Source organism: Streptomyces sp. NPDC052043 (assembly GCF_044548235.1).
Lineage (GTDB): Bacteria > Actinomycetota > Actinomycetes > Streptomycetales > Streptomycetaceae > Streptomyces.
Map to the genome: position 1 here is coordinate 90448 of NZ_JBIUBT010000016.1, position 14187 is coordinate 104634.

10 protein-coding genes are annotated in these 14187 nt (G+C 72.9%); 5 read left to right on the forward strand and 5 right to left on the reverse strand.

Annotated features, from left to right (window positions below; translation table 11 throughout):
• Positions 1-151 precede the first annotated feature (151 nt).
• Positions 152-2155, forward strand: coding sequence for a DUF1996 domain-containing protein (locus ACIHCX_RS32145; RefSeq protein WP_400035758.1), 2004 nt, complete (start codon positions 152-154; stop codon positions 2153-2155).
• A gap of 337 nt (positions 2156-2492) precedes the next feature.
• On the opposite strand, the gene ACIHCX_RS32150 is transcribed toward ACIHCX_RS32145, so the two are convergent.
• Both ACIHCX_RS32150 and ACIHCX_RS32155 read right to left on the reverse strand, forming a co-directional pair.
• Positions 2493-3332 (reverse strand): ABC transporter ATP-binding protein, encoded by an 840-nt coding sequence (locus ACIHCX_RS32150; protein ID WP_400035760.1) that lies wholly within the window; start codon positions 3330-3332, stop codon positions 2493-2495.
• A 129-nt stretch (positions 3333-3461) separates the two neighbouring features.
• Positions 3462-4193, reverse strand: coding sequence for a L,D-transpeptidase family protein (locus ACIHCX_RS32155; protein WP_400035762.1), 732 nt, complete (start codon positions 4191-4193; stop codon positions 3462-3464).
• A gap of 135 nt (positions 4194-4328) precedes the next feature.
• Between ACIHCX_RS32155 and ACIHCX_RS32160 the strand changes: the two genes are divergently transcribed.
• On the forward strand, positions 4329-4541 hold the full coding sequence (locus ACIHCX_RS32160; RefSeq protein ID WP_400035764.1) for a hypothetical protein: 213 nt from the start codon (positions 4329-4331) through the stop codon (positions 4539-4541).
• A 305-nt stretch (positions 4542-4846) separates the two neighbouring features.
• Positions 4847-6133, forward strand: coding sequence for an FAD-dependent oxidoreductase (locus ACIHCX_RS32165; protein WP_400035766.1), 1287 nt, complete (start codon positions 4847-4849; stop codon positions 6131-6133).
• A gap of 111 nt (positions 6134-6244) precedes the next feature.
• On the opposite strand, the gene ACIHCX_RS32170 is transcribed toward ACIHCX_RS32165, so the two are convergent.
• Positions 6245-7399, reverse strand: coding sequence for a S1 family peptidase (locus ACIHCX_RS32170; protein WP_400035768.1), 1155 nt, complete (start codon positions 7397-7399; stop codon positions 6245-6247).
• 230 nt (positions 7400-7629) lie between these two features.
• Between ACIHCX_RS32170 and ACIHCX_RS32175 the strand changes: the two genes are divergently transcribed.
• Both ACIHCX_RS32175 and ACIHCX_RS32180 read left to right on the forward strand, forming a co-directional pair.
• Complete coding sequence (locus ACIHCX_RS32175) at positions 7630-8202, forward strand: TetR/AcrR family transcriptional regulator (RefSeq protein WP_400035770.1); 573 nt, start codon at positions 7630-7632, stop codon at positions 8200-8202.
• A gap of 275 nt (positions 8203-8477) precedes the next feature.
• Positions 8478-11267: a SpoIIE family protein phosphatase gene (locus tag ACIHCX_RS32180; RefSeq protein WP_400035772.1), complete on the forward strand. Its 2790-nt coding sequence runs from the start codon at positions 8478-8480 to the stop codon at positions 11265-11267.
• Positions 11268-11423: 156 nt separating this feature from the next.
• Here the strand turns inward: ACIHCX_RS32180 and ACIHCX_RS32185 are convergent, their stop codons facing one another.
• Both ACIHCX_RS32185 and ACIHCX_RS32190 read right to left on the reverse strand, forming a co-directional pair.
• Complete coding sequence (locus tag ACIHCX_RS32185; protein WP_400035774.1) at positions 11424-12674, reverse strand: MFS transporter; 1251 nt, start codon at positions 12672-12674, stop codon at positions 11424-11426.
• Between the two features lie 41 nt (positions 12675-12715).
• Complete coding sequence (locus ACIHCX_RS32190; protein WP_400035776.1) at positions 12716-14170, reverse strand: benzaldehyde dehydrogenase; 1455 nt, start codon at positions 14168-14170, stop codon at positions 12716-12718.
• Positions 14171-14187: the final 17 nt, after the last annotated feature.

Sequence of the window (14187 nt, forward strand, 5' to 3'; positions counted from 1 at the left end):
TCGCACCACATGCTGATCCACGACGCGTTGATCGTCGCCGGCCGCGGGGCGCGGGGCAATCCCGGGGGCGCTTGAACACCTCTGGGCCGAACTTCGTATGGGGCGGGGGGATTCACCTTCCCGGCCGACCACAACGCGTAGGAGAAGTTCGGTGAGACGCAACACGCGCAGACGACCCACGGGCCCGCGGCGCGCCACGCTCGGCGCGATGGCGCTCATCCTGGGCGGAGGCGGGCTGATGGTCGCCAACGTGTACGCCTCCGCCACCGAAGACACCTCGACCGTGCAGTCCGTGGGGGACCGTGAGCAGAGCCCGGCGGCGGGAGGCGCCACGATCGACTGCCCGGACGTCGGCACCCGGCTGACCGAGGTGCCGCAGGAGGCGAGGGCGGCCGTCGACGAGCAACTCGCGGTGCTGGACCAGCAGATCGCGGGCGCTTACCAGAAGATGCAGGACGCGGTGCGGGACGGACGGATCGACGTCGACGCCGTGGACCAGGGGATCGTGGCCCCGCTCAGGGAGCAGCGGACCGCGACGATCGGCAGCATCGCCGACGCGATCGAGGGCGCCGGAGAGCGGCCCGAGGGGCTCGACGAACTCGCGGCCTGCACCCTGCGCACCTCCGACGCCGACGGCGGCGACGGGCAGCCCGGTCAGGAGCAGGGCGGCGAGGAGCAGGGCCAGGCGCAGGACGGGCAGCAGGAGCCGGAGCAGGGCGCCGACGACGGCCGGACCGGCAACGGGCCCGTGGCCGCGGACTACGTGGACATCAACACCGTGCAGCCCGACGCCGGCAAGCCCCGTGCGGCGGCGGGCGCCTCGCGCGGCAGCTTCGTCTCCACCTGCGGAGTGAACGCGGGCGGCCTGTTCAACTCGGACAATGTGATCGTCGCGCCCGGCGTCACCAACGGCGCCCATCACTTCCACGACTACGTCGGCAACCAGGGCAACAACGCCTTCGCCAGTGACGAGGACCTGGCGAAGGCCGACACGAGCTGCGCCGACAAGGGCGACAAGTCGACCTACTACTGGCCCGTGCTGCGTCTTCAGGACGGGACCCGGGAGCGGGACGCCGACGCCCCCGGCGGCGGGACCGAGGGCAACGCGGGCAGGATCGTGACGCCGAAGCAGGTGACGCTGTCCTTCGAGGGCAGCCCGCGGGGCAAGGTGACGGCCATGCCGCGCTTCCTGCGCATCATCACCGGGGACGCCAAGGCGTTCGTCAACGGCCCCGCCAACGCCAACGCCTCCTGGTCCTGCACCGGTTTCGAGGACCGGCAGCTGAAGGACACGTACCCGCTCTGCCCCGGCGGCAGCGACGTGGTGCGCACCTTCAGGTTCCAGAGCTGCTGGGACGGCCGGAACGCCGACAGCGCCAACCACCGCACGCACGTGGCGTTCGCCGACGGCGAGGGCAACTGCCCGGAGGGCTTCCGGGCGATCCCGCAACTGGTGCAGCGCATCGTCTACGGCGTCGGCGCCCCGAGCCTGGACGACGGGGGCGCGACCACCCCGATGTTCGCGGTGGACTCCTTCCCGGAGCAGCTGCACAAGCCGGTCACGGACCACGGCGACTTCATCAACGTCTTCGACGAGGACCTGATGGGCCGGATGGTCGACTGCATCAACAGCGGCCGCGCGTGCGGCGCCGGGATCGACGAGGGCGCGGAGTCCGGCGGGCAGCCCGAGAAGCCGCAGGAGCCCCAGGAGAAGCCGAAGATGCCGCAGGAGAAGCCGGCGGAGACCTCGGGCGCGCAGCCCGGAGGCGGCGCCGGCAAGGGCGACGGCCGGACCGACGACGGCGCGACCGGGGCCGGCAAGGGCGGCGACGGGGCCGAGAAGGCCGGGGCGGAGAAGTCCGGGGCGGAGAAGTCCGTGGAGCCGGTGGGCGACGCGGCGGTGCCCAAGGCCGACACTCCCCGCCAGGCCGAGCCGAGCGCCACGGGTGCCGCGAGCGGCGGCGAGGTGGGCACCGCCTACACGCCGCCCCCGGGCGGAAACGACCGGGCGGTGGCCGGCGCGCAGACCGAACCGCAGGCCGTCAGGGGCAGCCTGGCCGAGACCGGTGCCAAGCTGTGGCCCGCGGCCGCCGGGGCGGTGCTCGTGACCGCGGGCGTCGTGCTGCTGCGCCGGATCAGGCGCGACGCCGTCTGAGGACACCACGGACCGCGAAGGGGGCGGTGGTGGGATCGGTCTTCCGGTCCCACCACCGGCCCTTGGCGTCACTCGGCGCGGGCGAGGCCTCTTCGGGCGTTGATGTCGTGTGCATGACATTGACGACAGGTCCGCATGTGCTGTTCGTAGTCGGAATGCGCTTGCTGCAGAGCAGCGTCTGGAGACGGCATGAGGATCCTTCGCACGGGGGTCGGACGGCACGGTGCGCCCGAAGTGACGGGAGAAAACGGCCCGGAGCCAAAGTGGATCACGTTACTCCGGGTAGAGGGAAGCGGCGTCGGACCGCTGTGCGCGAGGATCGGGCGGGTTCCCCGCGTCACGCGCTCCCGGGGCTCTGCCGCCCGGAATAGGCCCACCAACGGCCCTCGTGCCGGCTGACCGCGATGGGGCGGCCGAAACACGTGGTCAGCCACGGTCCGGTCAGGACGTCCTCGACGGGTCCCTGGGACAGGATCCGGCCCTCGCGCAGCAGCAGGGCGTGACTGACGGCGGGGGAGAGTTCCTCGAGGTGGTGGGTGACCGTCACGGTGGCGAGCCGGGGCCGTCCCTCCGCGAGCCGGTGCATGGCCTCGACCAGGTCCTCGCGGGACGGCAGGTCAAGTGCGTTGAACGGCTCGTCGAGGAGCAGCAGCGCGGGTTCGGCCATGAGGGCACGGGCGATGAGGATCCGCGCCCGCTGCCCGCCCGAGCAGACTCCGTACGGCCGGTCGGCGAGGTCCTTGATCTCCAGCTCGGCCAGTAGTTCGTGGGCCCGCTGCCGCACCTCCTCGTCGTACATCCGCCACAGCGGCTGCACCGTGCCCGTGTGACCGGTGAGCACGACCGCGTGCGCGTCGAGTTCCCCGGGTACGCGCTGCGCCGTGGTGACGTGCCCGATGCGGGCGCGCAGTTCCCGTACGTCGACGCGGCCCAGCAGCGCGCCGAGGACCTCGACGCTGCCGGTCGTGGGGTGCATCAGGGCGCCGAGCAGCCGCAGCAGCGTGGTCTTCCCGGCGCCGTTGGCGCCCAGCAGTGCCCAGTGCTGGCCCGCCCGCACCGTCCAGTCGACGCCGTCGAGGATCACCTGCCCGCTCGTGTAGCGGCGGACGCCCACCGCGCGGAGGGCGACGACCGCACCGTGCCCCTGCGGTGCCCGCTCCGCGGTGTCCTCGGCCATCCTGTGCTCCCCTCGGCGTCGAGGCCGTCGCTCGACCGGCACCGCGAACGGTAGGTGCGTTCGCCGTCTTGTCGCCGATCTGTCCGGGTCGTGGACGCGGTGGGTCCGCCGTCTCGCGGCCGCGCGGCGTCAGGCCTGGAGTTCCGGCCTGTCTCCCATGACCACGACCGGGTGCTGACGCGGGTCGAGGGAGCGCAGCAGGTACCGCATCGCCGTCTGGGACAGGGTCACGCAGGCGGACGTGCCGCTGCCGTGGTCCATGTGCAGCCAGATGCTGCCGCCCCTGGACTGCCCTTCGGGCCGGGTGGGGTCGTTGGGCGGCGTCCCCTTGACGCGGTTGAAGTCGATGGCGATGACGTAGTCGAAGTCGTGCCAGGCGTTCTTCGTCCAGGACCGGGGAGCCTGGAACGCGGCGGACCGGGTGTACGGCAGTTTCGCCCCGGGGTCCTTCAGCACGCCACCGGCGTCGCTCAGCGTGAACACCCCCACGGGGGTGCGCTGGTCGCCCTCGTGATGGTCCGTCGTCCAGCCCCTCCTGCCGTTGTGGGCCGGCCAGGAGGCCGTCCGCTTCCAGCGCGAGCCGTGCTCGGTGAAGAACTCGACCGTCGAGTCGGGGGAGTCCGGCCCTGCGCCGTAGACGGCGACCACCTGGTGGGACCCGGCCGGCACCCGATGCCACATCCGGTCGCCGATGCCCGGTACCCGCCGCGTGGACGCGTCGCGCCCCGGCGCGTGCTCCGGCTGCCCGCCGTGGCCGGCCGTGCGCCGATGGCCCGGGCCGCCGCAGGCCGTCAGCGACATCGCCAGTGCTCCACCGACCGTTACCACGGCCGCCGTCCGCAACGCTCCGCCTTTCCGCATGAGCACCATGATGGCACCGCCCCCGGCGCGTTTTTCACCTGAATGGCCGTCCGTGGCTGCGTGCGGATGGCCCCCTCGGTATCTCCTTGAGTGAGAGAGGCGTCCATCGAGGGAGTGGAGCCGATCATGTATGAGATGTGTGCAGGAGTAGAGAAGCCCGGTGGGGCTCTGGTCTGGCACGTCATGGCCAAGCACACGACCACCACCCTGTGCGGCCAGAAACTGGGCCGGCACGTCGACGGCGCGAGCGCACAGCAGGCTGGACACTGTTCCAGCTGCATGGCGGTGTTCGGGAAGCTGATGACCGCACCATCCGCGGTCGCTTCTCCCGCCGCCACGGACCAGTAGGTCCTGCACACCCGGCTCCCGTCCTCCGCCGCGAGGACGGGAGCCGGGTGTGCGTCCCCCTCCACTGCGAACTCGTTCCGTCAGGCTCGCTCCTTCGGGCTCGCTTCTTCGGGCTCGCGGGTGCGGCCGGTCAATGCTTGGGCCAATTTTTGGCAACGTGACCCGATATCGCATTCCGGCACCGGTCGATGGGTAACACTGAGCGGCGGAGGGGGGAGACGTGCGGCGGCGTCGTGCCGGCGCGCGCATCCCGGAGTGTCACGCCGGCCTCGGGGGAGGCGGCGAGCGGACCAGCGGGGGGATGCATGACGCAGTCGCTTCCGGGGCAGCGGCCTGCCCGCGGGGGAGCGCGGTCGGGGCGCCGGGCGCTTCCGGTCGTGGTGGTGGGTGCCGGGCCGTACGGGCTGTCGGTCGCCGCGCATCTGCGCGCGGCGGGGGTCCCGGTGCGGGTCTTCGGGGAGGTCATGGGCAGTTGGCGGCACGCCATGGCGACCGGGATGTTCCTGAAGTCGACACCGGACGCCGTCGACCTGTCCGCGCCGGCGCCCGGCGGGCGGCTGGCGGACTTCCTCCGGGTGCACGGCGAGCCGGAGCTGACCGAGCTGACACCCATCCCGTGCGAGGTGTTCGTACGCTACGGACAGTGGTTCCAGAAGCAGTACGTCGGTGAGGTGGAGCCGGCCCGGGTGGCGGCCGTCGACCTGGCCACGTCCGGCACGGGGTTCGCCGTACGGCTGGACGACGGACAGGAACTCGCCGCGGAAGCCGTCGTCGTGGCCACCGGCCTGAACGGACTGGCCCACATCCCCGCCGAGTTGCGCGGCCTCGCGCCCGAGGGCCCGGGACCCGGGGCGCCGGTGTCGCACACCAGCCAGCACACCGACCTGTCCCGGTACGCCGGCCGCCGGGTCGCCGTGGTCGGCGGGGGCCAGTCGGCCCTGGAGAGCGCCGCCCTGCTCCATGAGTCCGGTGCCCGGGCGCAGGTGCTGGTCCGGGAGGGCGACGTGCTGTGGGGGACGGTCCCGGAGCGGGCCCGGTCCTGGGCGCGACGGATCGGCAGGCCCGCCTCGCCCCTGGGCACGGGCTGGATCCTGGCCGCGGTGTGCCGGGCCCCCGGAGCGGTACGGCATCTGCCGGCCGCGGCCCGACTGCTGCTGTTCCGGCGCGCGTTGCGGCCCTCGGGCGGCTGGTGGCTGCGGGACCGGGTCGAGGGCGTCGTGCCGGTGCGCACCTCGCGGCGGGTCGTCCGGGCCGAGACCGCCGGGTCCGTCGTACGGCTGGACCTCACCGGGCCGGGCGGTGTGGCCGAGACGCTCGACGTCGACCACGTCCTGGCCGCCACCGGCTACCGTCTGGACCTGGACGCCGTGCCGTTCCTGTCGCCGACGGTGCGACGGGCGCTCAGGCTGGTGCCGGGGTCGAGTGCGCCGCGGCTGACGCCGGGGTTCGAATCGTCGGTGCCGGGGCTGTACTTCACCGGGTCGCTCGCCGCCCCGATGTTCGGGCCGATGCTGCGGTTCGTCGCCGGCACCGGGTACACCGCGGCCCGGGTCGCCCTTGACCGTGCCCGCCGGGCGGCCGACGCCCGCTGACGGGCATGCCCTCGGCCGACCGGCCGTGCCGCCCGCCGACCACGTACTCCGTCCGTCGCCGACGCCGAGGGGGTTCCGGCCGAGCCCGGCCGGAACCCCCGGGAGCGCGGGTCAGTCGGTGTGCAGGGTCAGTCCGTAGCGGTTGAGGATCTCGTTGACCGGCTGGAACCAGGTCTCCCCGCCGCCGGAGCAGTCGCCCCAGCCTCCGGAGGTGACGCCCTGGGCCTGGTCACCGCTGATGAAGGAGCCGCCGGAGTCGCCCGGCTCGGCGCACACGCTGGTCTTCGTCAGCTCGTGCACGGCGCCCTCGGCGTAGTTGACCGTCTCGTTCTGCGCCAGCACGGTGCCGCAGTGCCAGTGCGTCGTCGAGCCGGAGCGGCAGACCGAGGAGCCGACGGGTGCCACCGCGGAGCCGTGCACCAGCTGGTCCGGGACGGTGCCCCAGCCGAGGACCACCGGCACCGTCCACCAGCCGCTGCCGACGCTGACCCAGGCGTAGTCGTTGTCGGGGAACGAGGATCCCTGGAAGGTGCCGATGTACGAGCCGTCCCAGCCGCTCACCCCGGCGCCGGGCTGGCCGCAGTGTCCGGCGGTGACGAAGCCGCCGTACACCGAGAAGCCGATGGAGCAGCGGACGTTGCCGGTGTAGTAGGGGTCGCCGCCGACCGTGCCCGCCGCGAAGGTCCGCGGCGCCGCGGAGACCGTGCGGACGGTGACGGGTCCGGCCGTGCGGGCCTGGGCGAGGAAGCGTTGGACATCGTTGTCGGAGCGCGCGGAGCGGACGACGTCCACGACGACCGTGTTGGCCTTCGGGTCCACCCGCCAGCCGCTCACGCCCCGCGGTGCCGACGTGCTGTCCAGGCGGGCCTTGGCCGTGTCCAGCTGCCGGGCGCTGTGCTGGACGCCGCGGACGGTGGCGCCGGTGGCCCGGACGGCGCGCAGGGCCGAGTCGGAGGCGTCGGAGGTGACGGCCACGGTGAGCCGGCCGGTCGTGTCGTCGAACCACGAGCCGCCGTAGGCGGATCCCGCGGCCGCGCGGGCCTTCGGTTCCACGGCCGTGGCGGTGCGTTCCGCCGCCAGCCGCGCCTCGGCCTGCCGCGCGGAGAGTCCCAGGTCCCGTTGCATCGCCTGGATCAGGCCGGGGGAGGTGGTGGGGGGTGCGGCGGCGGGGGTCGCCGCTCCGGCCGGCGTGGTGCCCGCCACGGCCCAGCTGCCGAGCAGCACGAGCGCGGCCACGGCCACGTGGTGGAGTCGAGTGCGTCTCACAGGGGTGCCCTTCGTCGTTCCAGCGAGGTGGGGGTGGAACAACCGCGACCTGAGAGCGCTCTCATCCGGGTCGGGGGAAGCTTAGCGGGAGCCGGGTCATCAGGTCCATGCCAATGGCGGGATTCGCGCCGGGTCCCGCGCCGGGCCCCGCGCCGTCCCGTTTGCCTAATGGGTTTAGGTGGATATTCAATGGCTTCAGGTTCTTGGCGGGCTGGGGTGTGAGGAGCGGTATGGCGCGTGCGGGGTTGACCACGGAACGCCTGGTCAGGGCAGGGGCGGAGTTGGCGGACGAGGTCGGCTTCGAGCAGGTGACCGTCTCGGCCCTCGCCCGGCGGTTCGACGTCAAGGCCGCGAGCCTGTACTCGCACCTGAAGAACTCCCAGGACCTCAAGACGAGGATCGCCCTGCTCGCCCTGGAGGAACTCGCGGACCGGGCCGCCGACGCGCTGGCCGGGCGGGCCGGCAGGGACGCCCTCACCGCCTTCGCGAACGTCTACCGCGACTACGCCCGGGAGCATCCCGGCCGGTACGCGGCGGCGCGGCTCCGGCTGGACCCGGAGACCGCCGCCGTGAGCGCCGGGGGCCGGCACGCGCAGATGACCCGCGCGATCCTGCGCGGCTACGACCTGCCCGAGCCGGACCAGACCCACGCCGTCCGGCTGCTGGGCGGTGTCTTCCACGGCTACGTCAGCCTGGAACTGGCCGGCGGCTTCGCCCACAGCGCCCCGGACTCGCAGGAGACCTGGACCTGGATCCTCGACCGCCTCGACACGATGCTGCGCACCTGGCCCCCGACGGGCTGAGTCCCGTGCCGCCCGTCCGGTGGGCGAGCCCGCGCGCCCGTAGTCGTCGGCTGCGCTCCGTTGCCGTCCGTGAGTGAACCGCGGTCGGATCCCTGGATCCGGCGCGGCCCTGACGAGCGCTTCGACGGAATCGTCCTCCTCGCCGGAGACAGCGCTTTCCCTCGCCGTGACGCCTGGCATTCGGGGTTTCCCGGGTGGTTTCGGGCAGGGCTCCTGGCGAATGATCGACCGTGCAAGCCGTGACGGCGGGGCGTGGCGGATGTTACAAATGCCGGATGGCCGACCGTTTTACCCGTCTTCGACGCATATCGCGGCGCCCGCTGCTGGGGGGAAGCCCGCGAAGCGTCGCCGGACAGGTGTTCGTTCTGCAGGTGGCGCTGGTGGCGCTGCTTGTGGCCTTCGCCGTCTTCGCCCTCGTCCTTCAGTCGCAGCGCGACATCAGCGCCGAGGCCAAGCGGCGTTCCGTGGCGGTCGCGGAGACCTTCGCGCACTCCCCGGGCGTCGTGAGTGCGCTGCGGACGCCCGAGCCGTCGAAGGTGCTCCAGCCCCTCACGGAGGCGGCGCGCGGGTCCGCGGGGGTCGACTTCATCGTCGTCATGGACACGAGCGGCATCCGCTACACGCACCCCCTGCCGGACCGCATCGGTCAGCGCTTCGTCGGCACCATCAGGCCGTCGTTGGAGGGGAAGGTCTACACCGAGACCGTCCACGGGCCGCTCGGCGACGAGGTACAGGCCACCGTTCCCGTCCGGGACGGCAGCCACGTCGTGGCGCTGGTCTCCGCCGGGCTCCAGGTCAAGCACGTGACCAGCCAGGTGCACCGGCAGGTTCCGATCATCCTGGGCGCCGGCGCGGCGGCGCTGGGCCTGGCCACCGGCGTGACGGCGCTCGTCGGCAGGCGGCTGCGGCGGCAGACGCACAGCCTCGCCCCGGACGAGATGACCCGCATGTACGACCACCACGACGCCGTGCTGCACTCCGTACGCGAAGGAGTGCTCATCATCGGTGACGACGGGCGGCTGCTGCTCGCGAACGACGAGGCCAGGCGGCTGCTGGACCTGCCGGCGGACGCCGAGGGCAGGCAGGTGGCGCACTTCCCGACGCTGGAACCCGAGACGGTCGAACTGCTCACCTCCGGCCGCATGGCCACCGACGAGGTGCACCTGGCCGGATCCCGGCTGCTGGCCGTCAACCAGCGGCCCACGCACCAGGACGGAAGCCCGGGACGAACGGTGGTGACACTGCGCGACTCCACCGAACTCCAGGCCATCTCCGGCCGGGCCCAGGTCGCCCGGGAACGGCTGGAACTGCTCTACGACGCCGGACTGGGCATCGGCACCACCCTCGACGTGACCCGCACCGCCGACGAACTCGCCCAGGTCGCCGTCCCCCGCTTCGCCGACTACGTCTCCGTGGACCTCGCCGAGGGCGTGCTCCAGGGCGAGGAGCCCGCCGCCACCGCGACCGGCCTGCGCCGCATCGCCGTACGCGGTGTCCAGGACGACTCGCCGCTCTACGAGAAGGGCCGGTTGATCGACTTCCTGCCGTCCACGCCCATGGCCCACAGCTACGGCACCGGCCACCTGGAACTGGTGACGGACCTGTCGTCGGCGTACGGCTGGCAGGCGCAGGACCCGGAGCGTGCCGAGGCGATCGTGGACCACGGCATCCACTCGCTGCTCTCGGTCCCGATCCGGGCCCGCGGTGTCGTGCTGGGCATGGCCAACTTCTGGCGCCGCAAGGAGCGCGGCGCGTTCGACGAGGAGGAGCTGTCCCTGGCCGAGGAGCTGGTGACCCGGGCCGCGGTCAGTATCGACAACGCCCGCCGCTACGCCCGCGAGCACGCGCTCGCGGTCACCCTGCAACGCAGTCTGCTGCCGCGGGCCCTGCCCGAGCTGAGCGCGCTGGAGGTCGGCTACCGCTATCTGCCCGCCCAGTCGGGCGTGAGCGGTGACTGGTTCGACGTGATCCCGCTGCCCGGCGGACGGGTTGCCCTGGTCGTCGGGGACGTGGTCGGGCACGGCCTGCACGCCGCCGCCACCATGGGACGGCTGCGGACCGCGGTGCACAACTTCTCCACGCTCGACCTGCCCCCCGACGAACTGCTGAGCCACCTGGACGACCTCGTCGGCCGCATCGACCAGGAGGAGGCCTCCACCGGCGCCGCCGCGGCCGTCGTCGGAGCCACCTGCCTGTACGTCATCTACGATCCCGTGACCCGCCGCTGCGCCATGGCGCGCGCCGGCCATCTCGCGCCCGCGCTGATCAGCCCGGACGGCGGCGTCACCTTCCCCGATCTGCCGCACGGGCCGCCGCTCGGCCTGGGCGGCATGCCCTTCAGGACGGCCGAGCTGGAGCTTCCCGAAGGCACCCAGCTCGTCCTGTACACCGACGGCCTCGTCGAGGACCGGCGGCGGGATCTGGACGTCGGCATGGAAATGCTGCGCCAGGCGCTCGCCGGCCACCCCGACCGCTCGCCCGAGCAGAACTGCCAGGCGGTGCTGGACGCACTGCTGCCCGCACGTCCCAAGGACGACGTCGCCCTGCTCGTCGCCCGGACCCGGGCACTGCCGTGCGACCGGGTCGCCGAGTGGGACGTGCCACCCGACCCCGCCGCCGTTGCCCGGGTCCGCGTCGCGGCCGCCCGCACGCTCGACGAGTGGGGCCTGTCCGAGCTCGGCTTCAGCATGGAACTCGTGCTGAGCGAGCTCGTCACCAACGCCATCCGCTACGGCGGCGAGCCGATCCATGTCCGGCTGATCCGCGACCGCTCGCTGATCTGCGAGGTGTCCGACGGCACCAGCACCTCGCCGCATCTGCGCTATGCCGCGACGACCGAGGAGGGCGGCCGCGGGCTGTTCCTGGTGTCGCAGATGACGGAGCACTGGGGCACGCGCTACTCCCCGCACGGAAAGGTCATCTGGGCGGAGCTGGCCCTGCCCGAGAGCGTCGAGAGCCCCGCGACGACCAGGTCGGGGACGGCCGCCCACCCCACCGACGCTTGCCCCGCCGCCCCGCGGACACCCGTGCTTCCAGGCCAGGCGGCGGGCGACCGGTCCGGGTGACGGGCGTGATCGGGCCGGGGCGCGTGGTCCCCGCCCCGGCCCAGGTGCACGGCGCACGGGTGCGGTCGATCGATCGGTCGGTCGGCCTCGAAGCAGCGACGGCGCGGAACCACCCAGGAGGGCGGTCCCGCGCCGTCGCGGGGGTGGGCGGACGCGTCAGGCGGTGACCCCGGCGGCCTCCGGCCGCGGAGCGTGGCGCGGCAGGGTCAGCACGGCCAGGAAGCCGAGGACCGCGACCGCGGCGAAGAAGTAGAAGCCCCACGGGTGGCCGATGCCGGCGGTGACCAGGGCCCCGGTGATCGTCGGGCCGACGATCGAGCCGATCCGGCCGATGCCGGAGGCCGAGCCGAGGGCGGTGCCGCGCACCGCGGCCGGGTAGTAGTGGGTCACGTAGGCGTAGACGAGCACCATGGCGGAGAAGACAAACACGCCGGTGAGGAAGACGACGACGTTGAGCAGAACGTCGCTGTTCATCTTGACGCTCAGGCAGCCGAGCATGACCACGGACACCGCGAACCAGCCGAGTATGGTCCCCTTGATGCCCCGCCGGTCGGCCACGAAGCCGCCGACGACCAGGCCGACGACGCCACCGACGTTGAGTATCAGGAGCTGGGTGACGGCCGTGGGGACGGGATAGCCGGCGTCGTTCATCAGCTTGGGCAGCCAGGTGTTCAGGCCGTAGACCAGCAGCAGTCCCATGAACGAGGCGACCCAGATGCCGATGCCCGCGCGCAGGTAGGCCGGCTTGAGCAGCTCGGTGAGCGGGACCCGCTGCGTGCCGGTCGCCTCCTTGGCCTGGACGAAGGCCTCCGACTCCGGCAGCCGGAACCACTGGATGCCGGCCACGACGAGTCCGGCCACGCCGAGCACGTAGAACAGGATCTGCCAGTTGTCGGTCACCTGGAGGGCGAGCAGGGAGGTGATCACGGCACCGGTGTGGTAGCCGGTCATGGTCAGGGTGCTGGCCCGGGCACGCCGGCTGGCCGGCATGTGCTCGGCCATCATCGTCAGCGACACCGGCATGCAGGCGCCCAGGCCCAGACCGGCGATGAGCCGGAGGACGGCGAACATCGTCACGGAGCCGGCCAGCGGCACCAGGATCGTGAAGACCGAGAACACCACCACCGACGCGATGAGCAGCAGGCGGCGCCCCAGCCGGTCGGCCAGCGGGCCGACGCAGACGGCGCCGATGGCGACGCCGACGAGCGACAGCGTCGCGATCATGGTGGCGTCGCCCGCGGTCATGCCGAGGTGGTGGGTCTTGAGCAGGGTCGGGATGATGGCGCCGAGGACGACGAGGTCGTAGCCCTCGAGCATGACGGTGATCCAGCACAGGACCACGGTCCAGGTGCCGCGCCCGGCGGTGCCGGTCTGCGCGGTCGTCTGGGACGAGACGGCGGATGTCATCAGGACGTTCCCCCCTGGGGACGGAAGCGGACGGGGCGGCGTCAGAACGGGTAGTCGGCGATGTCGGGCCGGACGGTGACCCACTGGGTCTCGGTGAAGGCCTCGACGTTGGCGGCGGCGCCGCCGAACCGGGACCCGGTGCCGGAGGCCTTGACCCCGCCGAAGGGGGCGTTGGGCTCGTCGCTGACGGTCTGCTCGTTGATGTGGACCTTGCCGGAGTCGATCCGGTCGGCGAGCTTCATCGCCGTCCCGACGTCGCCGAGGATCCCCACGGACAGCCCGTACTCGCAGTCGTTGACGATCCGGGCGGCCTCCTCCAGCGTCGAGAAGCCGATGACGGGGGCCACGGGCCCGAAGATCTCCTCGCGCCAGGCCGGCATGTCGGTCGTCAGGCCGCTCAGCACCGTGGCCCGGTAGCCCGCGCCGACGATCTCGCCGCCCGCGGCGAGAGTCGCGCCCGCGGTGACGCTGTCGGTGACGATGCCGTGCACCCGTTCGAGCTGGCGCCGGTCGATGAGCGGGCCGAGCGCGACATCCTCGCGGGCCGGGTCGCCGACCGGCAGGGCCGCCGCCTTCGCGGCGAGCGCCGCGGTGTACTCCTCCAGCAGCGACTCGTGGACGATGTGGCGGCCGGTCGTCATGCAGATCTGCCCCTGGTGCAGATAGGAGCCGAACGCGCCGGCGGAGGCCGCCTTCGCCACGTCCGCCCCGGGCAGCACGACCAGCGCGTTGTTCCCGCCCAGCTCCAGGTGGGCCCGCTTGAGCAGGCGTCCGGCCTGCTCGCCGATCGCCCGCCCGACCGGAGTGGAGCCGGTGAAGGAGACCACCCGGACCTCGGGCGCCTCGACCACCGCCCGGCCGACCGAGCCGTCGCCCGGCAGCAGGTGCAGCACACCGGCCGGCAGGCCCGCCTCCTCGAAGACGCGCGCGATGACGACACCGCCGCTCACCGCGGTGCGCGGGTCCGGCTTGAGCAGGACCGCGTTGCCCAGGGCGAGCGCCGGAGCCACCGAGCGCAGGCCCAGGATGAGCGGGAAGTTGAAGGGCGCGATGACACTGACGACACCGGCGGGGCGGCGGCGGGACATCGACCAGCGGGCGTCCTCAGAGGTGAGCACCTCGCCCTGCGGGTGCGTCGGCAGGCCCGCGCACTCGAAGCACTCGCCCACGGCGAGCTGCGTCTCGAAGGCCGCCTTGGCCCGTACGGACCCGGCCTCGCGCACCAGCCAGTCCTCGATCTCGGCGGCGTGCTCGGCCAGCAGCTCGCCCGCCCGGCGCAGTACGGCGGCCCGCCGCTGCGGGGAGGTCGCCGCCCACGCGCGCTGGGCCTCGGCCGCACGGGCGGCCGCGCGGGTCACGTCCTCGGCGGTGGCCAGGCCCGCCGTCGCGAGCTGTTCTCCGGTCGCGGGCTCGACGACCGGCTGCTCGCCGGCGGCGTCCCTCCAGCCGTCGCTGAAGAACTTCTTGCCCCAGACGGCGCTGTCCAGGAGTTCCATCGGCTGTCCTCTCTTCT

Bases quoted from the DNA above. Each gene is read 5' to 3' on its own strand.
- ACIHCX_RS32160 (WP_400035764.1), top strand. From the start codon at position 4,329: ATGTGTGCAGGAGTAGAGAAGCCCGGTGGGGCTCTGGTCTGGCACGTC.
- ACIHCX_RS32175 (WP_400035770.1), top strand. From the start codon at position 7,630: ATGGCGCGTGCGGGGTTGACCACGGAACGCCTGGTCAGGGCAGGGGCG.
- ACIHCX_RS32165 (WP_400035766.1), top strand. From the start codon at position 4,847: ATGACGCAGTCGCTTCCGGGGCAGCGGCCTGCCCGCGGGGGAGCGCGG.
- ACIHCX_RS32190 (WP_400035776.1), bottom strand. From the start codon at position 14,170: ATGGAACTCCTGGACAGCGCCGTCTGGGGCAAGAAGTTCTTCAGCGAC.
- ACIHCX_RS32150 (WP_400035760.1), bottom strand. From the start codon at position 3,332: ATGGCCGAGGACACCGCGGAGCGGGCACCGCAGGGGCACGGTGCGGTC.
- ACIHCX_RS32185 (WP_400035774.1), bottom strand. From the start codon at position 12,674: ATGACATCCGCCGTCTCGTCCCAGACGACCGCGCAGACCGGCACCGCC.
- ACIHCX_RS32180 (WP_400035772.1), top strand. From the start codon at position 8,478: ATGGCCGACCGTTTTACCCGTCTTCGACGCATATCGCGGCGCCCGCTG.
- ACIHCX_RS32155 (WP_400035762.1), bottom strand. From the start codon at position 4,193: ATGCGGAAAGGCGGAGCGTTGCGGACGGCGGCCGTGGTAACGGTCGGT.